The following is a 23,329-nucleotide window of genomic DNA, read 5'->3' as shown; positions in this document are numbered from 1 at the left end:
AAGGCCGGGGAACGAAAGGCCCTGAGGGCTGTCCCGCAATTCCTGGCGGGACAGCCCTCAGGACGCGAGGACGGCCTTGAAGACAACCGTCACATACGGCAGGTCGAATTCCGTGCGTCCGGCGAGTTGTGGGTGCGTGGCGGCAAGTTGCCTGATCTGTTCTTTCAATTCTTCCTGGCGCTCCGGTGTGCAGTTCAGGTAGTAGGACCGGGAAGTGATGAGTCCGACGAGGGATTCCACGGTCTGCGGCGAGGAATGCGCGAAGAATCCGATCTCGACGGCGCCGAACCGGGATCCGAAGGTGGGATCGCGCAGCCATCCGGAGAGGCGTTCGGGGTCGTTGCCGCGGAGGGCGGCGAGCACACCGTGCAGCAGGATCGCCGCCGCGGTCTGCGGGTTCGTGCCGGTGTCCTCGTCGGCGAGGATCCGGGAGAGCTCCGCCGACCACGGGACCTCCTCGTCGCGGAGGTTCCAGAGGGTGGCGAGTGTTCCACCCGGGCGGATCACCCGGGCCATCTCGGCGTGCGCGGGCTCCGGGTCGAACCAGTGGTAGGCGTGGCTGACCAGGACCGCGTCGACGCTCGCGTCCGCGAGGGGGATCTTCTCGGCGCTGCCCGCGTGCACGTTCGCGGCCGGCGCGGACGCGGTGATGAGTTCCCGCATCTCGTCGTCGGGCTCCACCGCGGACACCTGGTGGCCGTCGGCCAGCAGCGCGCGGGTGAGGATGCCCGTACCGGCGCCGAGGTCGAGCACGGTGCGGGGCTCCTCCCCCAGCACCCAGCGGAAGCTCTCCCGCGGGTAGTCCGGCCGGGTCCGGTCGTACGCCTGCGCTCCGCGTCCGAAGGAGCTGCCGCGCCGCTGCCAGGACTGTTCCGTCGTCATGTGGTGACACCTCTCGCTCGTGAATTGGCCGTTGAGTTCTTTCGTGGGTTCCTTCGTGCGTTCTCTCAGGTTGGTCATTGGTGCCGGTAGAACATGCGCAGCCGGTCGGGGTGGTAGCGCACGTGCATCGGGTGTGCCTCGCCGTGCACGGCGGTGGCGACGGCCTGGGCGACCACCGGGGCCTGGGCGAAGCCACCGGTGTTGTGGCCGCCGGTCACCACCACGAGGCCGCCGTGGGCGTTGGGCGCGATCTCCAGGACCGGCAGGCTCGACGCCGTCCACGGACGTACGCAGTGCCGTTTGCTCCGTTCGAGGAGTCCGTCCGCGCGCGCCGCCTCGAACGCCTCCGGGAAGAACAGCGCCGCGGTGTCCTCGACCGCGGCGTGGAGTGCGTCGAGTTGCGCGGGGTCGATGTGCGCGGGGTCGGCTCCGGTCCAGCCGTAGCCGGATCCCACCACCAGTGACGGCGTCCCGTCCGGTGCCGTCGTCACGGTGACGTTGGTGTCCTCCGCCACATGGCCGGACCTGCTGATCTTGAGGGAGTTCAGCAGCCGGGGCAGCAGGTTCGGCAGGGTGAGCCAGACGCCCGCCACGCCGTGGATGAGTCCGTGTGCGGCGGTGCCGCGCAGCAGTTCGCCGCCGTACGCGCCCGGGGAGAGGACGTAGTGGTCCGCGCGCACAGGTCCTTCCGCACAGCGCAGCCCGTCCGGCAGCCCGTTCGCGTCGGTGTGCAGGCCCTCGACGGGCCTCTCCCAGTGGAACTGGGCGCCCTCTTGTTCCAGCAGGCCGATCAGCCGGGCGAGGAAGCTGTGTATCTGGACGGTGAAGCCCGTCACCTCGATGCCTCCGGCGAGGATGCCGGCCGTGCGGGTGTGGGACAGCGCCGGGTGGCCAAGGGCCACCTGCTCCGGCGTCAGCACCCGGTGGGCCGCCCCCAGCGCCTGTTGCCGCGCGATCTGGGCCCGGAGTCCGGCGGGGTCGGTGTAGAGGCGGAGGATGCCCTCCCGCAGACCGACGTCACGCGCCAACTCCGGCTCCGTGCTGAGGAGTTCGTTCCACAGTGGTTGCGACAGGCGGTTGTGGAGGAGTATGTCGTCGGTGTAGGCGCGGGCGAGCCACGGCGGTATGCGCGCGCTGTCGCGCACCCAGCCGAGCTCCTCCTCCCCGAGCGCGGACGGTTCGGCGAGACACCAGCCGTTGTCCTTGAGCGGCCGCAGGAAGGGGACCGGGCCCGTCGTCGCGTTCCCGTGGTAGCCGTCCGTCTCCGTGAGGGTGAACATCCGCCCGTCGCCGCCGCCCCGGCTGGCCCCGTACGCCGTCCAGTGGGCACCGCTCCTGGGGTCGGGCGCGCTGTCGCAGACGGTCACCCGGTGCCCCGACCGGAGCAGACGCAGTGCGGTGATCAGGTTCACCACGCCGGCGCCCACCAGCGCCACCGATCCCCGCCGGGGCCGGACCGCTGCGAGTCGGCTGGAAAGCGTCGGCGCCGTCACCGCGGTCAGCCAGCGCAGCTCCGCCAGCGCCAGGGCTCGCGCGTACAGTTCGCGCCCCGTGGCGGCCCGGCCGGTGAGGTGGAGCACCGTCAGGTGCGCGTCCGCCGCGTCCGGTGCCGGCTCTCCGGCGCCTTCCCCTCCGACATCCGCGTCCGGTGCGACGAGGACGACGACGAGCGGCGCGTCGCGGGCCTTCGCACGCCGCCAGGCCGCCGCTTCCGCGGTGTCGGGCACGGTACGGGTGAGCAGGACGTCCGGGCGGTGCCTGGCGAGATCGGCACCGCGCCGGCCTGCCGGTAATCGGGAGAGCCCGGGGCGGTAACGCAGGCCCGGACCGCGCACGAGGGATGTGACGTCGGCGGGCAACGGGTGATCCACAAGTACCAACAACAGCCGCTCCCGGTTGCGTAGGGCGGAACGGGTGCGTCCTGACAGCCGCGTTCCGTACTGCCGTGCACGTGCGGGTGTACGTCCGGGTGGGGACGTACACCTCGACGAGAGTTGGTTCCGCAGAGCGTTCGCCGTACTGGCATTGAACCTCACGACCGCCCTCGCGGGCATCGCGATCGTCTTGAACCGCCACCCCACCACCGGAAGGACAAATCACCCGTTCGGTACGTACGGCTGCGCGCGCGACAGGCCGGCTCGACCACCGTGTGATGACCCACCGGTGCACGCGGTGATGCGGACGGTGAGTTCGACGCCCTGCGAGGCGGTCCCGGGGGCGCGGCGGATAGCATGGCCGCATCTCGCCTCGTTGTTGAGGAGCGGGTGGTGTGCCGGGAAGCCTGGTCGGCGACGTAACTGTCGCGCGCCCGGAAAGGCTTCCCGTGCCTCTTGCCCTTCGTGTCCGTCCCCCGTGCCCGTGAAGCCGTCCGGCTGCACGGTGAGCTGACCGGCGGCGGAGCACCATGCCCGCCGGCGGCCTTCCCGAGCCGTCGCTCGTGCCCCTGGCGCCGCCGAGACGCATCTCGGCGACGCCCCCCTTCCTCGCACCCGACGCCGGTGCCCCGCTTCCGGCTGCCGCGGCCACTGCCCACGTGACCCGTGTGCGTCCCGTCGTCGGCAGAGCCACGCCCCCGCGGTGCTGCGCGGGCCGGGGTCCTCGGCGCCCCATGGGCGCCCGGCTCCGGGCCGGCCAGTAGCCTCCGACTGGATTGAGAGTTCAGAGATGTCCCCGCAGCGTCCTTCCTCACCGCCTCCCTCGCTGCCCCGGGAGCCGGTGATCCAACAGGTGCTCGCCTGTTTCGACGCCTATGCCCGGGTCCGCGGGACGCGCGACAGCATCCTGCCGGCCTCCCGGGTCACACCCCGGGAGGAGCAGCGGGCCTTCGACGAACTCCGGCAGGCAGTCGTGCGACTCCGCGACGTCGCCGGTGAGGACGACTGACCGGCACGGCGGTCGTGGAGGAGGGGGGTGCCGTCAGGGCGCGGGCGGAGTCCCCCAGGGTGCCGCCTCCTCCAGCTGTGCCGCCAGGGCGAGCAGTACTCCCTCGCCGCCGAGGGGTGCGGCGAACTGGACGCCGAGCGGCAGCCCTTGGCTGTCGTGGCCGAAGGGTACGGACATGGCGGGCATCCCGGTCACGTTGTACACGCTGGTGAAGGCGGCGTAGACGGAGGCGTGCCGGTAGATCGATTCCGGGTCCGAGGTGTCGAGGGTGCCGAGCAGCGGGATGGGCTGCGCGAGGGTCGGGGCGAGCAGTACGTCGAACCGCCGGAACGCGGCGCCGGCCTCCCAGCCGATCTCCTGGGCGCGGCGCAGCGCGCGGCTGACGTCGGCCGCCGGGAGGCCTCGGTAGTGGTCGTACAGCACGCGGGTGAAGGGCTCGATGTCGTCGTCGGCCAGGGGCCTGCCGAGCCCGGCGAGCCGGGCGTCGATCCGGGCGACGAGGTCGGCGCCCATCAGGACGCCCGAGGTGCGGCCGACGTCCTCGGGGCGGTACGGGGCGGTGGTCTCGGTGACGTCGTGGCCGAGGCGTTCGCACAGCAGGGCCGCGGCGCGTACCGCCCGCTCGCAGTCCTGGTGCACGCCGGGGCCGTCCGGCAGTGCGGTGAGCAGCCCGATCCGCAGCCGCCCGGGGGCGCTGCGGGCCAGTTCGGCGAAGGGTGCGGCGGGGGCCGGTGCGGCGTAAGCGTCGCCGGGCAGCGGGCCCGCGGCCACGTCGAGGAGCAGGGCGCTGTCCCGGACGGTCGTGGTGAGGGCGTGGTGTGCGGAGACCAGGCCCGAGAGGGTGGTGGGGCGGGGTGCGGGCGAGACGCGCCCCCGGCTGGGCTTGAGGCCGAACAGTCCGCAGGCGGCGGCCGGGATGCGGATCGAGCCGCCGCCGTCGCTCGCGTGCGCGACCGGGACCATCCCGGCCGCCACCGCGGCCGCGGAGCCGCCGCTGGAGCCGCCCGGCGAGTGGGCGGTGCTCCATGGGTTGCGGGTGGGGCCGAAGAGTGCCGGTTCCGTGGAGGCGTTGAGGCCCAGTTCGGGGGTGTTGGTGGTGCCGAGGACAACGGCTCCGGCGCGCCGGTAGCGGGCCACCAGTTCGCTGTCGTGGCGGGCCGTCACGTCGGCGAAGAGCCGGCTGCCGCCCGTGGCGGGCACTCCCGCGACGTCGGTGCCGAGGTCCTTGACCAGCATGGGGACCCCGTGCAGCGGGCCGTCGGGCAGTCCGGCCGCGATCTCGGCGCGGGCGGCGTCGAACCGGGTGTGGACCACCGCGCCGAGGGCGGGGTCGAGCGTCCGGATGCGGGCGATCGCCTCCTCGGTGACGGTACGGGCGTCGGTCCGGCCGTCCCTGACCGCTGCGGCCGTGGCGACCGCGTCCGGCCCCCTCACTTCACGTATCCGGCGGGCGTGCCCCAGGTGGCGCGGCGGGTGGTGTCGCGGTCGACGAGGACGCAGCGGGTGCCGGTGAAGTTGGTCGGCATGCACTTGTTGCAGTGGATGCACAGGGACGGGGTGGTGGCGTCGTCCCGCAGGCGGTTGATCAGGTCGGGTTCGCGCAGCAGGGCGCGGGCCATGGCCACGTACTCGAAGCCCTCCCGCATCGCGAGTTCCATGGCCGGCTTGTCGGTGATGCCGCCGAGCAGGACCATCGGGAGCTTCACGGCGGCCCTGATCTGCCGGGCGTCCTCCAGCAGATAGGCGTCCCGGTAGGGGTAGCTGCGCAGGAACCGCTTGCCGACCGCCTTCACCCCGAGCTTGATCGGCTGCGGCATGATCGCGGAGAACTCCCGGAGCGGTGCGTCGCCCTTGAAGAGGTACATCGGGTTGAGGAGGGAGCTGCCCGCGGTCATCTCCAGAGCGTCGACGGTGCCGTCCTGTTCGAGCCACTGCGCCACCGGGATGGCCTCGTCGAGCCAGAAGCCGCCGGGCACCCCGTCGTCCATGTTCATCTTGGCGATGACGGCGATCCGGCCGCCGACGGCGTCGTGGACGGCCCGCATGATCTCGCGGGCGAACCGGGCCCGGTGGGGCAGGCTGCCGCCGTAGGCGTCGGTGCGGTGGTTGATCCGGGGGCTGAGGAAGGAACTGGCCAGGTAGTTGTGGCCCAGGTGGACCTCGACGGCGTCGAAGCCCGCGTCGACGGCGCGGCGGGCGGCCTCCGCGTGTGCCTCGGTGATGCGCCGGATGTCGGTGACGGACGCCTCCTGGGCCCAGCTGAGGGTGGTGGCGTGGAAGTGCCTGGACGGGGAGAGGGCCGGGGCGCCGTTGCCCTTGGGGTTGGCGACGGGCCCGCCGTGGCCGATCTGCGCGGCGATCGCGGCGCCCTCGGCGTGCACGGCCTCGGTGAGTACGCGCAGTCCCGGCATCGCCTCGTCGGTCCAGTGGATCTGGTGCCGGTCGGTCCGGCCCTCGCGGGCGACGGCGCAGTAGGCGACGGTCGTCATGCCGACGCCGCCCCGTGCGTAGGCGACGTGGAAGTCGACGAGGTCCTGGGTCACCAGGGACTTGTGGCTGAGTCCTTCGTAGGTCGCGGCCTTGATGACGCGGTTGCGGAGCCTGACCGGGCCCAGTTGGGCGGGGGCCAGGACATCGGGTGCCTCGGTGGTGGTCACGGATGGTTCCTTTTCGGTTCGACGTGATGACAGGCGACCCGGTGTCCGGGCCGGATGTCCCTGAGCCGGGGCTCCTCCTCGGAGCACAGGCCGGTGGCCAGCGGACAGCGGGTGCGGAAGCGGCAGCCCGACGGCGGGTTCAGGGGCGACGGGAGCTCGGCGGCGGGGCCGGCGGGCGGGGCGGGGTCGCCGACGGCGCCGGGGCCGCGCTGGGCCTCGGGGAGGGAGGCGAGCAGCAGCCGTGTGTAGGGGTGGACGGCCTCGTGCTGCATCCCGTCGGAGGGGAGCACCTCGCAGACCTTGCCGAGGTACATCACCAGGACGCGGTCGCTGATGTTCTTCACCACGGAGACGTCGTGGGCGATGAAGACCATGCTCAGCCCGCGCCGCCGCGTCGTCGTCTCCAGGAGGTTGAGGATCTGCGCCTGCACGGACACGTCGAGGCTGGAGACGGGTTCGTCGCAGATCAGCACCTCGGGGTCCAGGAGCAGCGCGCGGGCGATGCAGACCCGCTGGCACTGGCCGCCGGAGAGTTCGTGCGCCCTGCGCTCCCGTACGGTCGCGGGGTCGAGGCCGACGTCGCGCAGTGCCTCGTCGATCCTGGTGTCCCGGTCGCGGGCGTCGTCGCCGCTCCCCCAGATCGACGGGCCCTCCCACACCAGGTCCTTGACCCGGCGGCGCGGGTTCAGGGCGGAGACCGGGTCCTGCATGATGATCTGCATCCGCGCACGGGCCCGGCGCAGTTCCTCCGGGGACAGGCCGGTCAGGGTCACCCCGCCGAGCCGCACCGTGCCCGAGTCCGGGGGCGGCAGCTGGATCAGGGCGCGGCCGACGGTGGACTTGCCGCAGCCGGACTCGCCGAGAACGCCGAGGGTCTCGCCCGCCGCGACGTCCAGGCTGACACCGGAGACGGCGTGCACCTTGCGGCCGCGACCGGCGGGGAACTCCACGACGAGGTGCTCCGCGCTCAGTGCGGGCGGCCGCGCGCCCCGTTCTGTCGAGGTGGACGTGGCGGTGGTGCGGGTGCTGGTCATACGGCGGCCTCCTCGGCGGCGCCCAGGGGGTGATGGCAGGCGACGACGCCGCCGGCGTCGCGGTCACCGGCGTATGCGGCGAGCGGGGGCGATTCGGTGGCGCAGCGGTCGGTCGCCGCGCCGCAGCGGGGGGCGAACCGGCATCCGGGTGGAGGGTGCAGCAGGTTGGGCGGGCGGCCCTCGATCGTGGGGAGCAGGGTGTGCGGGGGCAGGTCGAGGCGGGGGATGGAGGCGATGAGGGCGCTGCTGTACGGGTGCCGGGGGCGGTCGAACACGGCGGCGGTGGGCGCGTACTCGACGAGCCGGCCCGCGTACATCACCGCGACCCGGTCCGTGCGGCCGGCGACGGTGGCGAGGTCGTGGCTGATGAGGACGGTCGCCATCCGGAGGTCCCGGGCCAGGGTCTGGAGCAGGTCCAGGATCTGCTTCTGCACGGTGACGTCGAGCGCGGTGGTCGGTTCGTCGGCGATGAGCAGCCGGGGGCCGCAGGCCAGCGCCATGGCGATGACGACGCGCTGCCGCATCCCGCCGGAGAGTTCGTGCGGGTACTGGCGTGCGCGCCGGGCCGGTTCGGGGATGCCGACCTGCCGGAGCAGGTCGACGGCGCGTTCCCGGGCCTCGGCGCGGCTCAGGCCCCGGTGCAGCCGGACGCTCTCGGACAGATGCGTGCCGACCTTCTTCACCGGGTTCAGGGAGGTCATCGGGTCCTGGAAGACCATGGCGACCTCGGTGCCCCACAGGGCCCGTCGCCCCGCCGGGCTCAGGGCGTGCACGTCCTGTCCGCCGAGCAGGACGGTGCCGGAGACGGTGGTGCCGGGGCCGTCGGTGATGAGGCCCATGAGGGTGCGGCCCAGCACGGACTTGCCGGATCCGGACTCGCCGACGATGCCGAGGGTCTCGCCCTCGGACAGCGACAGGCTGACGCCGTCGACGGCCTGCACGGGGCCGCGTGGGGTGTGGAAGGCGGTGCGTACGCCGGTGGCAGTCAGCAGCGGCGGGGCGCCGGTGGCGGTGGTGGGGGGTACGGGGACCTCGGGCAGCGGTGCGGTGGTCACAGTTTCACGCTCCGGGAGTCCCATCGGCCTCGGGCCTTCTCGCCGACGATGTTGAAGGCGAACACGGTGAGGAAGAGGAAGGCGCCGGGCACGAGGACGATGTGCGGGTGCTCCTCGAAGACCCGGCCCTCCCCCTCCGCGATCATGTTTCCCCAGGTGGGTTCCGGTGGCTGGATACCGAGTCCGAGGAAGCTGAGGGAGGCCTCGGCGACGATGAGGACCGAGATCATCACGACGGCCAGGGACAGCAGGGGCAGCAGCACGTTGGGCAGCAGTTCGCGCAGCAGGATGCGGGAGCGGGTGGCTCCCATGGCGCGGGCCGCGACGACGAACTCCCGGTTGGCGTACGCCATGGTCGTGGCGCGGGCGAGCCGCACCATGCCGGGGACGGTGAGCAGCGCCAGGGAGAACGCGACGTTGCGCAGCCGCGGCTGGAGCACGGTCGCGAGCGCGATGAGCAGGATGAGCGGCGGTACGGCGAGCAGTGAGTTGGTGGCGATGCCCACGGCCCGGTCGGCGGCCTTGCCGAAGTAGCCGGCGACCATGCCGACGGCTCCTCCGACGGCGGTGCCGATGGCGACCGCGGACAAGGAGATGAGCAGCGAGGAGCGGGCGCCGTAGAGGGATCTGGCCAGCAGGTCGAGGCCGAAGCCGTTGGTGCCCAGGGGGTGGGTACCGGTGAACGCCGGGGGGCTGAAGACGGGTTCGAGGACGGTGGCCGCGACGTCGCGGTCCTCGGCTAGTCCCAGCCAGGGTGCGAAGAGGATCGCGAGGCCGAGCAGCAGCAGCCAGCCGGCGCCGAACCAGAACACCACGTCGAAGCCGGGGCCCGCCCACCGCTTGCCGAGCCGGGAGATCCCGCCGAGTGCCGTGCCGAGGCCGAGCAGCGCGACGGCCGCTCTGGCGAGGGGGACGAGCTGGGCCGTGGTCGCGCCGAACACCAGGAGGGCGAGGCCGGCGGCGGTGAGGGCGACGGCGGTGAGCAGGGGCGGGGGGAAGGCGGTCCGCGTGCGCGGAACGATGTCAGACATGGACACGTCGCGTCCTCGGGTCTAGATAGCCGTAGGAGAGGTCGATGCCGGCGTTGATCACCACGTAGATCACGGCGATGGTGAGCACGGCGCCCTGGACCATCGGGTAGTCGCCCTGGCCCGCCGCGTTGACGATGAGGGTCCCCATGCCGGGCAGTTGGAAGAGGTACTCGACGACGACGGTGCTGCCGATCAGCCGGCCGAGGCTGAGGCCGAGCAGGGTGACCAGGGAGAACGAGGAGGGGCGCAGGGCGTCGGAGAACAGGATGCGCAGCGGGTTCATGCCCTTGGCGCGGGCGGCGAGGATGAAGTCCTCCCGCAGGGTCACGATGAGGTCGCCGCGCAGTACCCGGGTGAACAGGGCGAGTTCGGCCAGGGCGACGGTCAGGGCGGGCAGGAAGGCGTGGCGCAGATTGCCCGCGAGGTCGCCGTCGCCGAGCCGTACCCATTCGGACCGGGGGAACCAGCCGGCCGAGTTGACCAGGACGAGGACCAGCAGCAGACCGGCCAGGAAGCTGGGCACGGACAGCACGCCGAAGGTGCCGGCGCCGATGATCCGGTCGGCGGCCGAGCCCTCGCGGTACGCCGACCACATGGCCAGCGGGACGGCGATCAGCAGGGCGATGAGCAGGCCGAGCGCCGCGATCTCGAAGCTGACGGGCAGCGCGGACAGCACCCGGTCCGTGACGTCGCTCCGGGGCGGTACGACGGAGTGGCCGAGGTCGCCGGTGAGGGCGTTGCCCAGCCAGTGGAAGTAGCGGGTGACGACGGGCTGGTCGAGCCCGAGGTCATGTCGGAGCCCGGCGTACTCGGAGGGTGCCCGGCCCGCCCCGAGAATGTCGACGGCGGGATCGCCCGGCATCAGGACGACCAGGGAGAACACCCCCATGCTCGCGATCAGGAGCACGCCCACCAGTTCCAGGGCCCGGACGGCCAGGCGGCGAAGCGCGGCGGGACTCATGGTTCCTCCAGGTCTGGGGCCTGTCGTTCGGACCGTCGCGCGCCACGGTCCGGTGGGGCCGCGCGCGGGCGGACCGGGGCGGTGTCGCGGCGGGCGGGCGCCCGGCGCGCACGGGGCGGGAGGGCCGGGCCGCGGGACGTCACTTGCTGATCCACGCCTGCCCGAAGAGGGCCATGTACTCGTCGGTGGGCACGATGCCGTGCACGTTCTTGCCCCAGGCGGTGAAGCCGGCGCTCGCGCCGAGGTTCACCACGGGCACGTCCTCGTTGAAGAGTGTCTGGACGCCGTCGAGGATCCGCTGGGTCTCCGCCCGGCCCCGGGCGCCCTGGAGTTCGACGAGCAGTTCGTCCATCTTCGGGTTGGCGTACGCGCCGGGGTTGCCGTAGCTCTTGGAGTTCAGGACGCTCTGGAGACGGTGGTAGGGGTCGCTCTCGGAGATGCTCGCCGCGCCGCGGCTGATGTCGAAGTCGTGCTCCACGTAGGTCTTGGACACCCGGTCGGCGATGGAGGAGACCAGGTCGAGTTCGACGGTGAAGCCGACCCGCTCCAGCATCGCCTTGGTGACGACGGCCTTGGCCCGGGATACGGGGTCGGTGCCGTCCATGTAGGTGAGGGTGCCGTCGAAGCCGTCCTGCTTGGCCTCGGTGACGAGCTTCTTCGCCTGGTCGAGGTCGATCCCGAGGGGCTTCACCGAGGAGTGCAGGCGTGATTCGGGCGGGAAGATCTCCTGCCCCGGCAGGCCCTTGCCCTCGTAGGCGCGTGCGGTGTCGAGCTTCGGGTCGAGGGCCAGGGCCATCGCCCGGCGGACCCGCAGGTCCGCACCGGGGCGGCCGTCACGGGTGTTGATGGTGATCATGTTGCCGAGGCCGGTGAGGGTCAGCTCCCCGGGATGGCCTTCGTGCACGGCGTCGTCGACGACGTCGGGGCTGCGCATGTACGTCACGTCGGCGGTGCCGTCGTTCAGCGCGTCGAGTTTGGAGCGGTCCGACTGCGGCCAGGTGAAGCGCAGCGCGTCGAGGTAGGGCTCGCCCTTCCAGTACTTCTTGTTCGCCTTGAGGACCATCTCCTCCTGGGGGGCGTACTTGCCCAGGGTGAAGGGTCCGGCGCCGATCGGGCGGAACGTCTTCGAGGCGTACGCGGCGGGGGCCACGATCATGCCGGGTGCCTGGGCGAGCATCGCCGGGAAGGTGGCCCAGGAGCTGCGGAGGGTGAAGACGACGGTGGAGTCGTCGGTGGCCCGTGTCGTCGCGAGGTTCGGGGCGAGCAGCGCGGTGTCGGCGCCCTTGCTCCGCTGGTACCAGGCGATGCTGGCGACCACTGCTTCGGCGTTCAGGGGTGTGCCGTCGGAGAACGTGACGCCGTCGCGGAGTCTCAGGGTCCAGGTCTTCAGGTCGTCGCTGCTGTGCAGCGATTGGGCCAGCCACGGCCGGTACTTCTTCGCCGCGGTGTCGTAGCGCATCAGTACGTCGTAGACGGCGGCGAGCGCGGAGCCGCCGGACGCGCCCGTCGCGTAGGTGACGGCGGGGCTGAGGCTGCGGGCCTCCGCGTAGTCCGCGAAGCGCAGGGTGCCGCCGCGGACCGGTTCGCCGCCCTTGGGCTGGTCGCCGACCGTACCGAACTCGTAGCGGCCGCGTTCGGCCGTGTGCTGCTTGCCGCTGCCCCCGTCGTCGGGTGAGGCGCATGCGGAGGTGAGCATGGCCGCGACGGCCATGGCCGCTGCGAGACGGGCTCTCGCCCGTGGTGCTCGCTTCATTTCTTCCTCCAGTTGTCCGGGTGCGGGAAGCGGAGTTCGTCCGGTGCGGGAAGCGGCGAAGAGCGTGGGGGGCCGGATCAGATGGGGGACGCTACGGTCGGCGAAATCCGGCCGACGTGACGTATCCCACTCACCGGGAACCGGGCCCGGGGGCGGCCCGGCCCGGTGGCACGAGTACTCCCGCTTCCGGCGGCGCCGTGGCACGGTGTCCCAGTGACCGGAACCGGCCGGGGGGCAGGGAGCCCGTACTGGCCGACACTGGCGTCGACCGCGATCCCAGTGGAGTTCACGACGCCCAGGAGTTCCCGATGCCCAGCGAAACGGATCACCGCACCCCCGCCCCCGCGAACGGCCTCACCGGTCCGGACGGCGCGTTCGAACTCGCCGACGACGATGTGCTCGGCACCCGGCTGCCGGTGTTCACCCACCGGCAACGGGCCCTGCACGAGGTGCTGCACGCGTCCGTCGCGCACGCCGGACGCGACTTCATCGTCACCGCGGACCGCCGGATCACCTTCGCCCAGCACGCGGCGCAGGCAGCCTCACTGGCCCGGGTGCTGCGTGAGGAGTACGGCATAGCCAAGGGCGACCGGGTGGCCATCGCCGCCGCCAACTCCCCGGAGTGGATCATGACGTTCTGGGCCACCGTCTCGATCGGCGCGGTGGCGGTCGGGTTCAACGCCTGGTGGTCGGCGCGCGAGATGGCCCACGGCCTGAGCAACGCGGAGCCCGCCCTCGTGGTGGCCGACGCCAGGCAGTCGGCGAAACTGGCCGGCTGCACGGTCCCGGTGCTGTCCATGGAGGACGACATCGTCCGCTGCGCCACGGCCCACGCCGACGCGCCGCTGCCGTCCGCCGACGTCGCCGAGGACGACCCGGCCGTCATCCTCTACACCTCGGGCACCTCGGGCCGCCCCAAGGGGGCCGTGCACACGCATCGCAACCTGCTGGCCGTCGTCGAGTACCACCGCATGAACGACGCCCTGCTCCAGGAGTTCGGCGACCCGCTGGCCCCGCAGGACCGCGTGTACCTGCTGACGCTGCCGCTGTTCCACATCGCGAGCCTGCACAACCTGGCGGTGCCGCGGCTCGCCACCGGCAGCCGGATCGCCCTGCACCAGGGGGCGTTCGACGTGGACGCGGTGCTCGGCATGGTCGAGCGGGAACGCGTCACCAACTGGGGCGCGGTGCCGACGATGGCCCACCGGATGCTCGAACACGGCGGGGCCCACCGGTACGACACGTCCTCGCTGACGGCGTTCTCGCTGGCCTCCGCCCCCTCGTCGACCGAGTTCAAGGAGCGGCTGCGCAAGGGCCTGCCGTTCGCGAAGGACTCACTGGTGGACAGCTACGGTCTGACCGAGACCTGTACGGGCGTCGCCGCGGCGAGCCCGCAGGACCTGGCGGCGGCTCCCGGCACCCTCGGCCGGCCCGTCGCCGGGGTGCGGATGGAGATCCGCGGCCCCGGCGGCGAGGTGCTCGGCGAGGGCGAGGAGGGCGATGTCTGGGTCCGCAGCCAGTACAACATGCTGGGCTACTGGCGTGATCCCGAGGCCACCGCCGGTGCGATCGGCCCGGACCGCTGGCTGCGCACCGGGGACCTGGGCCGGCTGCGCGAGGGCCGGCTCCATCTCAGCAGCCGCCGCTCCGACCTGATCATCCGGGGCGGCGAGAACGTGTACCCCGCCGAGGTCGAGACGGTCCTGGCCGAACACCCGGACGTCCGGGAGTGCCTGGTGATGGGGGTGCCGCATCCCGACCTCGGCCAGGAGGTGGCCGCCGTCGTGGTGCTCGCGGCGGGCTCGACGGTCACCGAGGAGGCGCTGCTGGAGTACGTGGGACACGAACTGGCGTATTTCAAGGTGCCCAAGCGGTGGCGGCTGACCACCGACGAGCTGCCGCGCAACGCGACCGGCAAGGTGATCCGGCCCGAGGCACGGATCTGACGGTACGGATCCGACGCCCTGCCCGTGGCTCAGGAACTGAGGTGCCCCGGCCGCCCGAAGCGGCCGGGGCATCTCGGGTGGACCGCTCAGAAGTCCGCGGGTCCGCGCAGGGTCGCCTCTGCGCCTCCGTCGACGTACACCACCTGTCCGGTGATGTGGCTGTTCTCCTCGGAGACCAGGAACAGCACGGCCGCCGCGACGTCCTCGGGCCGCAGATAGCCGTTGAGGGGCATGGGGACGGCGGTGTCCATGACCTTCTTCATCTCCGGGTCGTCGAAGATGCCGGCGCTCATCGGGGTGAGCACGATGCCGGGCGCGACCACGTTCACCGGGATTCCGGCGTCGGCCCAGCCCTCGGCGACCGCGGTGCGCCGCGCCCACTGGGCGAGCGCCGCCTTGGACGAGGGGTAGAGCTGCCGGGCGCGGCCGTCGGCGACGGCCCGCTCCGCGTGTGCCAGGGCGGTGGCCTCGTCGTCGGCCAGGCAGGCGGCGACGACGTCCGGGTCGCTGGGCTGGGTGCCGGAGATGGAGCCGATGACCACGGCCCTGGGCCGCTCCGCCGCGGCGAGCGCCGGCCGCAGCGCCGTCAGGAACTCGGTGGTGCCGAAGTAGTTGACGGTCACCATCGCGGTTCCCGGTACGGAGGTGCCGGCGCAGGTGACGACCGCGTCCACCACTCCCCCGGCCGCGTCGCGGGCCGCAGCCGCGGCGGTGGCGCGGCCCTGGGGTGTGGACAGGTCGGCGTCGACGTCGCCCCCGCGCAGGTCCACCCCGATCACTCGGTCGCCCCGGGCGCGGAGCAGAGCGGTGAGTGCGGCACCGATCCCGGATCCGGATCCGGTGACGACGACATTGCGGGGCATGGGTACTCCTCAGATCGGCAGATCGTGCTGGTGTGGAGCCCTACCCTCGGCGCCGGCGACGCCTGTGCGCGGCCACTGGCCGGGGGACGGACCCCCTCTTGTGCACCGTACGCGGTCCGTCCCACGTCGGACGCGTACGGTCCCGCTGGCCGGATGCCGCGTCACAGACCCCGGCCGGTGCCGGTCGGGTGCCTGCGGGTACCGCGTCCGGCCAGGACCGGGCCGAGCAGGAGGCGGCAGGCCAGCCGGATGCCGTCCTGGGCCGCCTCGACCGACGAGCGCTCGTACAGGACGGTGGTCAGCAGGCCGTACCAGGCCTGCTCCAGGATGCGGACCACCCGCCGGTCCCGTTCGCAGGGCTCGGTCACCCCGGCCGTGCGCAGGACGAGGTCCATGAGGATCTCGTCCGTGCGCCGGGCCGGGCTGCCCTCGCCGAGGTGGGACACATTGCCGGACTGCATCATCGCCAGGGCCAGCAGCGGCTGTTCGAAGAGCTGCCTGCTCGCCCCGGTGAGCAGGTCGGTCACCGCCTCCACGGGGCCGGTGCCCGGCGGCGGCGCGGGGGTGCCGGCGTCCAGGCGGAGCACCTGGTCGTGCATGACGGCGGCGAACAGGTGGATCTTGGAGGGGAAGTAGCGGTACAGGGTGGCGATCGCGACGCCGGACTCCCGGGCCACGTCGTGCATCTGCATCCGTTCGAGGCCGTGCTCGGCACCGAGGCGTGCGGCGGACCGCAGGATCCGGGCGTAGCGCTGGCGCTGCTTGGCCGAGGTGGGGTGTGCGGGGGTTCTCTCGCCGTTCGTTCGGGGCACGGTGCCGACTTCCTTCCGCCGGAGCCGACGATGATCTCCCGCGCGCCGCCGGTCCGGCCCGCCCCGTTCCGTTCACCGGGACGGGGCCCGCGCGCACGGGGTGGGGGAACTTGGATGGCCTCTCGACCCTGCGTCCTGTCCCGACCGAGAGAGGTTCCCCATGCGGCTCGGCATCAACAGTCCCGTCGTCACGGCCGTCCCCGGCGTCCACTCCCCCTGGGAGCGCACGGCCGGAATCGAGGAGCTGGGAGCGGTCGCCGAGGCCGCGGACCGGCTCGGCTTCGACCATCTGACCTGCTCGGAGCATGTCGCGGTGCCCGTGGACATCGCCCGGCAGCGCGGCGGAACCTACTGGGATCCGCTTTCCACCTTCGGCTATCTGGCCGCCAGGACCCGCCGGATCCGGTTCGCCACCCAGGTCCTGGTGCTCGGCTACCACCATCCGCTGGCGCTCGCGAAGCGCTACGGCACGCTGGACCGCGTCTCGGGCGGGCGGCTGGTGCTGGGACTCGGTGTCGGCAGTCTGGAGGAGGAGTTCCGGCTGCTGGGTGCGGAGTTCGAGGGCCGGGGCGCTGTCGCGGACGACGCGGCAGCGGCCCTGCGGGCCTCGCTTTCCAGTCGTGAACCCGCCTACCACGGTGCGCACTTCGACTACGCGGGGCTCGTCGTGGAGCCGCACGCGGTGCAGCCCAGGGTGCCGCTGTGGATCGGTGGCCGCACCCCGCGTTCGCTGCGCCGGGCGGTGGCGCACGGCGACGGCTGGGTGCCGTTCGGGCTGCCGCTCGACCGGCTGCGCGAGATGCTCCGCGCGGCCGAACTCCCGGAGGGCTTCGAGGTGGTGCTGAGCGCGGGCCGCCCGCTCGATCCGTCCGGCGACGCGGAGCGCACCTCCGAGGCGCTGCGGAAGGTGTCCGATGCCGGTGCCACGGTGGTGAGCGTGGCGCTGAGCGCGGAGTCGGCGAGCCATTACGTCGAACAGCTGGAGGCGCTCGCCCTGCTCGCCGGCACCACGGCGGCCACGGAGGCACGGGTATGAGCGCGGACCGGCTGGCAGCGGTCGAGGCCCGGCTCGCCGCTCTGGAGGACGAGCGCGACATCGCCCGCGCCATGGCCTCGTACGGGCCGCTGGTGGACGGCGGCGAGGCGGACGGCGTCGCGGCGCTCTGGGCACCTGACGGGGTGTACGACATCGACGAGATCTTCCTCGCGGGCCGGGAGCGGATCCGTGAGATGGTGCGGTCCCCCGCGCACCAGGGCTGGATCCGGCAGGGCTGTGCCCATGTCGTGGGTCCGCCGCACATCACGGTCGTGGGCGAGGAGGCCGTGGCGGTGTGCCACTCGCTGATGGTGGTGCACGAGGCGGGCCGGTACGTCGTGCGCCGCGCCACCGCCAACCACTGGCGGCTGCGCCGCACGGAGTCCGGCTGGCAGGTGGTCACCCGGACCAACCGGATCCTGGACGGCCGCCCGGAATCCCCCGCGCTGCTGGCCACAGGCGTGCGCGGGGAGCCCGCGGGCTCCTGAACACAGCTGTGGCGGAGCTCGCATGACGGTGCGTCATCCGTCTCCGCCACGGCGTGGCTTCAGCGCGCCCCGTACACCGGCTGCGGCACCTCGGCCGCCGCGAGCAGTCCGGACACCGCCGCCCCGGCCTCGGCCGGGCTCCAGCGGGCACCGTTGTCGGCGGTGGGGCCGGGCCGCCAGCCCTCCATCACCGTGATCCGTCCGGCCTCGGCCTCGAAGACCCGGCCGCTGACCCCGGCGCACGCCGCGGAACCCAGCCATACGACGAGCGGCGAGACGTTCTCGGGGGCCATCGCGTCGAACCCTCCCCCGGCGGGCGCCGCCATGGTCTCGGCGAAGGTGTCCTCGGTCATCCGGGTGCGGGCGGCCGGGGCGATCGCGTTGACCTGGACCCCGTAGCGGCCCATCTCGGCGGCGGCCACCAGGGTCAGGGCCACGATCCCGGCCTTGGCGGCGGAGTAGCTGCCCTGGCCCACGCTGCCCAGCAGCCCGGCCCCGGAAGCGGTGTTGACGACCCTGGCCTCGTGCGCCCGGCCGGCCTTCGCCTCTGCGCGCCAGTGCGCCGCCGCGTGCTTGAGCGGCAGGAAGTGGCCCCTGAGGTGGACACGGGTCACCGCGTCCCAGTCGTCCTCATCCAGGTTCACCAGCATCCGGTCGCGGAGGAATCCGGCGTTGTTGACCAGGGTGTCGAGGCGGCCGAAGTTGTCGAGCGCGGTCGCGACGAGGGAGGCCGCGCCGTCGGCGGTGGCTATGTCCGCGTTGTGCGCGACGGCCTCGCCGCCGGCCGCGATGATCTCCTCGACGACCCGCTGGGCGGGACCGGTGGCCGTACCGGAGCCGTCGGGTCCCACGCCGAGGTCGTTGACGACGACTTGTCCGCCCTCGGCGGCGAAGGCCAGGGCGTGGGCGCGGCCGAGTCCGCGGCCCGCGCCGGTGACGACGGCGACGCGTCCGGCGCACAGGGCTGTCGGTGAGGTCATGACGAGTGTCCTTTCGAGGGGCGACGAGCGGAGATGGGGGCGCCGGGACCACTGAGTGGCATGACGCTCTCCCGCGGCGCCCGTATCACTGCTACGTTGAATCTAACAAACGTTTGGTGGAAAGGTAGCTGATCTGCTCATGGGTGTCTCCACCTCCGCCCCGGAAGAGGGCGTCGCCGTCGTCACCGTGGACTTCCCCCCGGTCAACGCCCTGCCCGTACAGGGCTGGTACGACCTCGCCGCCGCGGTCCGCGCCGCCGGGGCCGATCCGGACGTCCGCTGCGTGGTCCTCGCCGCCGAGGGCCGCGGGTTCAACGCGGGCGTGGACATCAAGGAAATGCAGCGCACGGACGGGCCCGAGGCGCTGATCGGCGCCAACCGGGGCTGTTTCGAGGCGTTCGCGGCGGTCTACGAGTGCGAGGTCCCGGTGGTCGCCGCCGTGCACGGCTTCTGCCTGGGCGGCGGTATCGGCCTGGTGGGCAACGCGGACGCGATCGTGGCCAGTGACGACGCGTCCTTCGGACTGCCGGAGCTGGACCGGGGCGCGCTCGGCGCGGCCACGCATCTGGCCCGGCTGGTTCCGCAGCACCTGATGCGGACCCTGTACTACACCTCGCGCACCGTGACGGCCGGCGAACTGCACCGGCACGGCTCGGTGTGGAGCGTCGTCCCGCGCGCCGAACTGCCCGGAGCGGCCCTGGAACTGGCCCGGGAGATCGCCGCGAAGGACGGATATCTGATCCGGCTGGCCAAGGCCGCCATCAACGGCATCGACCCGGTCGACGTACGCCGCAGCTACCGCTTCGAGCAGGGCTTCACCTTCGAGGCCAATCTCAGCGGCGTCGCGGACCGCGTGCGCGACACCTTCGGCACGGACAAGGAGCAGCAGGCGTGACACACGACAAGACGATGACGGCCGACGACGTCGTCGGCCGGCTGGAGAGCGGAATGACGGTCGGCATCGGCGGCTGGGGTTCACGCCGCAAGCCGATGGCCCTGGTCCGGGCGCTGCTGCGTTCGGACGTCACCGATCTGACCGTGGTGTCGTACGGCGGCCCTGACGTCGGCCTGCTCGCCGCCGCGGGCCGGATCCGCAAACTGGTCGCGGCGTTCGGGACCCTCGACTCGATACCGCTGGAGCCGCACTTCACCGCCGCCCGGCAGCGCGGCGCGTTCGAGATGGTCGAGCTCGACGAGGCGATGATGATGTGGGGGCTGACGGCGGGCGCGCAGCGGCTGCCGTTCATGCCGGTGCGGGCCGGGCTCGGCTCGGACCTGATGGAGGTCAACCCCGCTCTGCGTACGGTCACTTCGCCGTACGAGGACGGGGAGAAGCTGGTCGCCGCCCCGGCCCTGCGGCTGGACGCCGCTCTGGTCCACCTCAACCGCGCGGACGTCCAGGGCAACGGCCAGTACCTGGGCCCCGACCCGTACTTCGACGACCTGTTCTGCGAGGCCGCCGACCACAGTTACGTCTCCTGCGAGCGGATCGTGGAGACGGCGGACCTGCTCAAGGAGCACGGGCCGCAGACGCTGCTGGTGAAGCGGCTGTTCGTGGACGGTGTCGTCGAGACGCCGAACGGCGCCCACTTCACGTCCTGCGTGCCCGACCACGACCGGGACGAGAGCTTCCAGCGCGCCTACGTCCGGGCCGCCCGCGACCCCGAGGCGTGGCCCGCCTTCGTCGAACGGTTCCTGTCCGGCGACGAGGCCGCCTACCAGGCCGCCGTCACCGCGTTCCACCAGGAGGAAGCATGAGCGGCACCGAGACCACCGGCATCGCGACGGTGAGCCGCGCGGAGTACTGCGTGGTGGCCTGCGCCGAGGCGTGGCGGGACGCGGGCGAGATCCTCGCCAGCCCGATGGGCACCGTCCCGGCCATCGGGGCGCGGCTGGCGAGGCTCACCTTCTCACCCGATCTGCTGCTGACCGACGGGGAGGCGCTGCTGATGGGCGGCACCCCCGCGCTGGGGACGGGGCCGGGGAGCGTCGAGGGCTGGCTGCCGTTCCGTCAGCACCTGACGCTGACCGCCACCGGCCGCCGGCACGTGATGATGGGCGCCAGCCAGATCGACCGGCACGGCAACCAGAACATCTCCTGCATCGGCCCCTGGAACAGGCCCACCCGGCAGCTGCTCGGGGTGCGCGGAGCCCCGGTCAACACCCTCAACAATCCGACGAGTTACTGGGTACCCAAGCACTCGGCGCGGGTGTTCGTGGAGCACGTCGACATGGTCAGCGGGGTCGGGTACGACCGGGCGGCCGCCGCCGGACCCTCCGCGACCCGCTACCACCGCATCCCCGAAGTCGTCAGCAATCTGGGCGTCTTCGACTTCGAGACCCCGGACCGCACCATGCGACTGCGCTCCCTCCACCCCGGGGTGAGCGTCGAACAGGTCGCCGAGGCAACCGGGTTCGGCCTCACGATCCCCGGCGACGTCCCGTTCACCCGGGATCCCACGGACGCAGAACTCCGGCTGATCCGCGAGGTCATCGACCCGAAGGGGCTGCGCGAGCGCGAGGTCCCGGCATGACGGGGCCCGTGCCGGTGCCGACCGCGCTCACCGAGCTGACCGGGGTGCGCTATCCGCTCGTGCAGACCGGGATGGGGTGGGTGGCCGGCCCCCGGCTGGTGTCCGCCTCCGCGAACGCGGGGGCGCTCGGCATCCTGGCCTCCGCGACGATGACCGTCGAGCAGCTGCGCGCGGCGATCCGCGAGGTCAGGTCCCGTACGGACGCGCCGTTCGGCGTCAACCTGCGGGCGGACGCGGGTGACGCCGGCGAGCGGGTACGGATCATGATCGACGAGGGCGTGCGGGTGGCGTCGTTCGCGCTCGCCCCGTCCAAGGAGCTGATCGCCCGGCTCAAGGACGCCGGCGTCGTCGTCATCCCGTCCGTGGGGGCCCGGCGGCACGCGGAGAAGGTCGCCGCGTGGGGCGCCGACGCGGTGATGGTGCAGGGCGGCGAGGGCGGCGGCCACACGGGCGACGTGGCCACCACCGTGCTGCTCCCCCAGGTCGTGGACGCCGTCGGCATCCCGGTCATCGCGGCGGGCGGCTTCCACGACGGCCGCGGCCTGGTCGCCGCGCTCGCCTACGGAGCGGCCGGGATCGGGATGGGGACGCGCTTCCTGCTCACCTCCGACAGCACCGTCCCGGCGGCGGTGAAGGCGAAGTACCTGGCCGCCACCGTCAAGGACGTCACGGTCACCGACCGCGTCGACGGCCTGCCGCACCGCATGCTGCGCACCGAGATGGTCGACGCGCTGGAGCGTTCCGGCCGGGCGGCCTCCCTGCTGAGGGCGGTGCGGCACGCCTCGGCCTTCCGGAAGGAGTCCGGCGCGAGCTGGCCCCAGCTGATCCGCGACGGGCTGGCGATGAGGCACGGCAAGGAGCTGACCTGGAGCCAGGTGCTGCTGGCCGCCAACACCCCGATGCTGCTCAAGGCCTCACTGGTCGAGGGGCGTACCGACATCGGGGTCATGGCCTCGGGCCAGGTCGCGGGGCTGATCGAGGACCTGCCCTCCTGCGCGGAGCTGGTCGAGCGGATCATGAACGAGGCGTCGGCGGCTCTGAAGTCCCTCCCGGGGGCGGGCTGAAGCCCGTGGCGCACGCGGACGGAGGGGGCTCCCGGATCCACGGGCTGCCCCCTCACGGCCATCGGCTCATTCCGACACGTATCAGGAGGGCTGGATCAGCCCGGCCTTGCCGTAGATGCTCGCCACGCGTGCGCCGGGCGGTCCCGAGGCGAAGCCCATGCCGATACTGAACACGCCGGGCCGGCTGAGGTCGGGAATGAGGACGCCGAGTCCCTCCGGTTCGCGGTAGTCCAGTGAGTACGCGGCTGCGGTGTGGGCGGGATTGACATTCTGGTTGAAGGGCGAAGGCGGGGCGGGGGAGAAGGCGCCTGTGGTGAGCTTCACGGAGCTGATGAACGTATTCCCGATCCCGGGCTCCGAGATCACGATTGTTTGGCCGTTGATCTTCTGGGTGGAACCGTAGCTGTTGCCGTGCAGCATGTAGAGGTACTGACCGACGACGACGTAGCCCTGGAGGAACGGGTTGCCGTAAGTGGTGAGGGGCCATCCGGGGACCGCCTTGACGGACGGCTCGCTGATGGTCGCGAGCGGCTCGCTCCAGATGTTGAGGCGCGCCAGATCGAGGTCGTGAACCTGGAACTTCATCACGCCGTCCGTGTCGCGGTAGCGGATGGCGAGCCGACCGTACACCGGGTCGACGGAGGCGGTGTAGGTGTTGGAGCCCGGGACCGGCTTGTACTTGGCGAGCGTGGACGAGGTGGTGTCGAGCACCTGGCCGTCGGTGAAGGGGAAACGGGCCAGGCGAGTGCCGCGGCTGGTTGTCTTGTCCGGGTCATCCGGGTGCACCGGGTCCGCCACCTCCGCGCCGTCGGCCTCCGTCCACAGATAGGCCTTGCTGCCGACAGGTTCGACGCCGATGCTCATACCGTGCCCGAAGCCGCGCAGATACATGTGGCCGAGGGTGTTGCCGGACGTGTCCCACTTGGTGATGGTCAGGTCACCGCGCCTGTTGCGATCGACGCTGCTGACCGGGGCGGACTCACCCGCGAGTTGCAGTCCTCCCTGGGTCACCTGCGCCAGGTAGATATGGCCGTTGGCGTTGTCGTAGCCGAACGACTGGATGATGGTGGCATCACGGGTGGCCTTCTCGCGTATCCACTTGCTCGACGCACTGTTCAGATCAAGCCGCGGGGAAGGCACCAACAGGGCGGAGCCCGGCGCGGGATAAGTGGCGGCCGATGCCGTCTCGGTGCCGAGGGACACGGTCGCGGCGGTCAGCGCAGTGGCGCCGCTCCACGCGAGCAGGGAACGGCGGCTGGGGCGGGAATTCCTGTCCTGGGTCATGACGCCCATTCAAGCGACAGGTGTGGGCGGACTCAATCATTCCCCCCTTGATCTTGCCTGATGATC

The 23,329-nt window shown here is 72.2% G+C and carries 21 protein-coding genes; 8 read left to right on the top strand and 13 right to left on the bottom strand.

What is annotated here, in order from left to right; translation table 11 throughout:
* Positions 1–57: 57 nt before the first annotated feature.
* Positions 58–882 carry a class I SAM-dependent methyltransferase gene (locus ACIO3R_RS23910; RefSeq protein WP_385034393.1) on the bottom strand — a complete coding sequence of 275 codons (825 nt, stop codon included), beginning with the start codon at positions 880–882 and terminating at the stop codon, positions 58–60.
* Positions 883–956: 74 nt separating this feature from the next.
* Complete coding sequence (locus tag ACIO3R_RS23905; RefSeq protein WP_385034391.1) at positions 957–2,741, bottom strand: NAD(P)/FAD-dependent oxidoreductase; 1,785 nt, start codon at positions 2,739–2,741, stop codon at positions 957–959.
* An 805-nt stretch (positions 2,742–3,546) separates the two neighbouring features.
* Between ACIO3R_RS23905 and ACIO3R_RS23900 the strand changes: the two genes are divergently transcribed.
* Positions 3,547–3,765, top strand: a complete 219-nt coding sequence (locus ACIO3R_RS23900; protein WP_385034389.1) for a hypothetical protein — start codon at positions 3,547–3,549, stop codon at positions 3,763–3,765.
* Positions 3,766–3,798: 33 nt separating this feature from the next.
* Here ACIO3R_RS23900 and ACIO3R_RS23895 read toward each other — a convergent pair whose 3' ends face one another.
* From ACIO3R_RS23895 to ACIO3R_RS23865, 7 genes are all read right to left on the bottom strand, one after another.
* Positions 3,799–5,199 (bottom strand): amidase, encoded by a 1,401-nt coding sequence (locus ACIO3R_RS23895; protein ID WP_402108521.1) that lies wholly within the window; start codon positions 5,197–5,199, stop codon positions 3,799–3,801.
* Positions 5,196–6,422, bottom strand: a complete 1,227-nt coding sequence (locus tag ACIO3R_RS23890; protein ID WP_385034385.1) for an NADH:flavin oxidoreductase — start codon at positions 6,420–6,422, stop codon at positions 5,196–5,198. Before ACIO3R_RS23890 ends, ACIO3R_RS23895 begins: the two co-directional genes overlap by 4 nt.
* The gene (locus ACIO3R_RS23885; protein WP_402108520.1) at positions 6,419–7,456 is read right to left on the bottom strand and encodes an oligopeptide/dipeptide ABC transporter ATP-binding protein; all 1,038 of its coding nucleotides are present in this window, start codon (positions 7,454–7,456) and stop codon (positions 6,419–6,421) included. The genes ACIO3R_RS23890 and ACIO3R_RS23885 overlap by 4 nt, the downstream gene beginning before the upstream one ends.
* Positions 7,453–8,511, bottom strand: coding sequence for an ABC transporter ATP-binding protein (locus ACIO3R_RS23880; RefSeq protein ID WP_385034381.1), 1,059 nt, complete (start codon positions 8,509–8,511; stop codon positions 7,453–7,455). The genes ACIO3R_RS23885 and ACIO3R_RS23880 overlap by 4 nt, the downstream gene beginning before the upstream one ends.
* Complete coding sequence (locus tag ACIO3R_RS23875) at positions 8,508–9,542, bottom strand: ABC transporter permease (protein ID WP_385034379.1); 1,035 nt, start codon at positions 9,540–9,542, stop codon at positions 8,508–8,510. The genes ACIO3R_RS23880 and ACIO3R_RS23875 overlap by 4 nt, the downstream gene beginning before the upstream one ends.
* Positions 9,535–10,503 carry an ABC transporter permease gene (locus ACIO3R_RS23870; protein WP_385034377.1) on the bottom strand — a complete coding sequence of 323 codons (969 nt, stop codon included), beginning with the start codon at positions 10,501–10,503 and terminating at the stop codon, positions 9,535–9,537. Before ACIO3R_RS23870 ends, ACIO3R_RS23875 begins: the two co-directional genes overlap by 8 nt.
* A gap of 139 nt (positions 10,504–10,642) precedes the next feature.
* A complete protein-coding gene (locus ACIO3R_RS23865) occupies positions 10,643–12,256 on the bottom strand; it encodes an ABC transporter substrate-binding protein (RefSeq protein WP_385034375.1) in 1,614 nt (537 codons plus the stop codon).
* 308 nt (positions 12,257–12,564) lie between these two features.
* Between ACIO3R_RS23865 and ACIO3R_RS23860 the strand changes: the two genes are divergently transcribed.
* Positions 12,565–14,202: a class I adenylate-forming enzyme family protein gene (locus tag ACIO3R_RS23860; RefSeq protein WP_402108517.1), complete on the top strand. Its 1,638-nt coding sequence runs from the start codon at positions 12,565–12,567 to the stop codon at positions 14,200–14,202.
* An 86-nt stretch (positions 14,203–14,288) separates the two neighbouring features.
* Here the strand turns inward: ACIO3R_RS23860 and ACIO3R_RS23855 are convergent, their stop codons facing one another.
* Together ACIO3R_RS23855 and ACIO3R_RS23850 are read right to left on the bottom strand one after the other, a co-directional pair.
* On the bottom strand, positions 14,289–15,065 hold the full coding sequence (locus ACIO3R_RS23855) for an SDR family oxidoreductase (RefSeq protein WP_385034371.1): 777 nt from the start codon (positions 15,063–15,065) through the stop codon (positions 14,289–14,291).
* Positions 15,066–15,226: 161 nt separating this feature from the next.
* Positions 15,227–15,877 (bottom strand): TetR family transcriptional regulator, encoded by a 651-nt coding sequence (locus ACIO3R_RS23850; protein WP_385034369.1) that lies wholly within the window; start codon positions 15,875–15,877, stop codon positions 15,227–15,229.
* Between the two features lie 160 nt (positions 15,878–16,037).
* Here ACIO3R_RS23850 and ACIO3R_RS23845 point away from each other — a divergent pair, with 160 nt between their 5' ends.
* Positions 16,038–16,913, top strand: a complete 876-nt coding sequence (locus ACIO3R_RS23845; protein WP_402108513.1) for a TIGR03619 family F420-dependent LLM class oxidoreductase — start codon at positions 16,038–16,040, stop codon at positions 16,911–16,913.
* Positions 16,910–17,401 carry a nuclear transport factor 2 family protein gene (locus ACIO3R_RS23840; RefSeq protein ID WP_385034365.1) on the top strand — a complete coding sequence of 164 codons (492 nt, stop codon included), beginning with the start codon at positions 16,910–16,912 and terminating at the stop codon, positions 17,399–17,401. The genes ACIO3R_RS23845 and ACIO3R_RS23840 overlap by 4 nt, the downstream gene beginning before the upstream one ends.
* A gap of 59 nt (positions 17,402–17,460) precedes the next feature.
* Here the strand turns inward: ACIO3R_RS23840 and ACIO3R_RS23835 are convergent, their stop codons facing one another.
* The gene (locus ACIO3R_RS23835; RefSeq protein WP_385034362.1) at positions 17,461–18,381 is read right to left on the bottom strand and encodes an SDR family oxidoreductase; all 921 of its coding nucleotides are present in this window, start codon (positions 18,379–18,381) and stop codon (positions 17,461–17,463) included.
* A gap of 139 nt (positions 18,382–18,520) precedes the next feature.
* Between ACIO3R_RS23835 and ACIO3R_RS23830 the strand changes: the two genes are divergently transcribed.
* From ACIO3R_RS23830 to ACIO3R_RS23815, 4 genes are read left to right on the top strand one after another with little or no spacing between them, the layout of a single operon-like run.
* On the top strand, positions 18,521–19,276 hold the full coding sequence (locus ACIO3R_RS23830) for an enoyl-CoA hydratase family protein (RefSeq protein ID WP_385034360.1): 756 nt from the start codon (positions 18,521–18,523) through the stop codon (positions 19,274–19,276).
* A 14-nt stretch (positions 19,277–19,290) separates the two neighbouring features.
* Positions 19,291–20,139, top strand: coding sequence for a CoA transferase subunit A (locus ACIO3R_RS23825; protein ID WP_385034408.1), 849 nt, complete (start codon positions 19,291–19,293; stop codon positions 20,137–20,139).
* The gene (locus ACIO3R_RS23820; RefSeq protein WP_402108509.1) at positions 20,136–20,915 is read left to right on the top strand and encodes a CoA-transferase subunit beta; all 780 of its coding nucleotides are present in this window, start codon (positions 20,136–20,138) and stop codon (positions 20,913–20,915) included. The genes ACIO3R_RS23825 and ACIO3R_RS23820 overlap by 4 nt, the downstream gene beginning before the upstream one ends.
* Entirely contained in the window at positions 20,912–21,979 is a 1,068-nt protein-coding gene (locus ACIO3R_RS23815; protein ID WP_401285698.1) for an NAD(P)H-dependent flavin oxidoreductase, read from the top strand. Before ACIO3R_RS23820 ends, ACIO3R_RS23815 begins: the two co-directional genes overlap by 4 nt.
* A gap of 81 nt (positions 21,980–22,060) precedes the next feature.
* On the opposite strand, the gene ACIO3R_RS23810 is transcribed toward ACIO3R_RS23815, so the two are convergent.
* The gene (locus ACIO3R_RS23810; protein ID WP_385034354.1) at positions 22,061–23,263 is read right to left on the bottom strand and encodes a teichoic acid biosynthesis protein C; all 1,203 of its coding nucleotides are present in this window, start codon (positions 23,261–23,263) and stop codon (positions 22,061–22,063) included.
* Positions 23,264–23,329 lie beyond the last annotated feature (66 nt).

The sequence above is a fragment of the Streptomyces sp. NPDC087428 genome (assembly GCF_044744085.1).
Taxonomy (GTDB): domain Bacteria; phylum Actinomycetota; class Actinomycetes; order Streptomycetales; family Streptomycetaceae; genus Streptomyces.
Note: the sequence above shows the minus strand (reverse complement) of the source record. Positions and strands in the feature narration are given on the sequence as shown.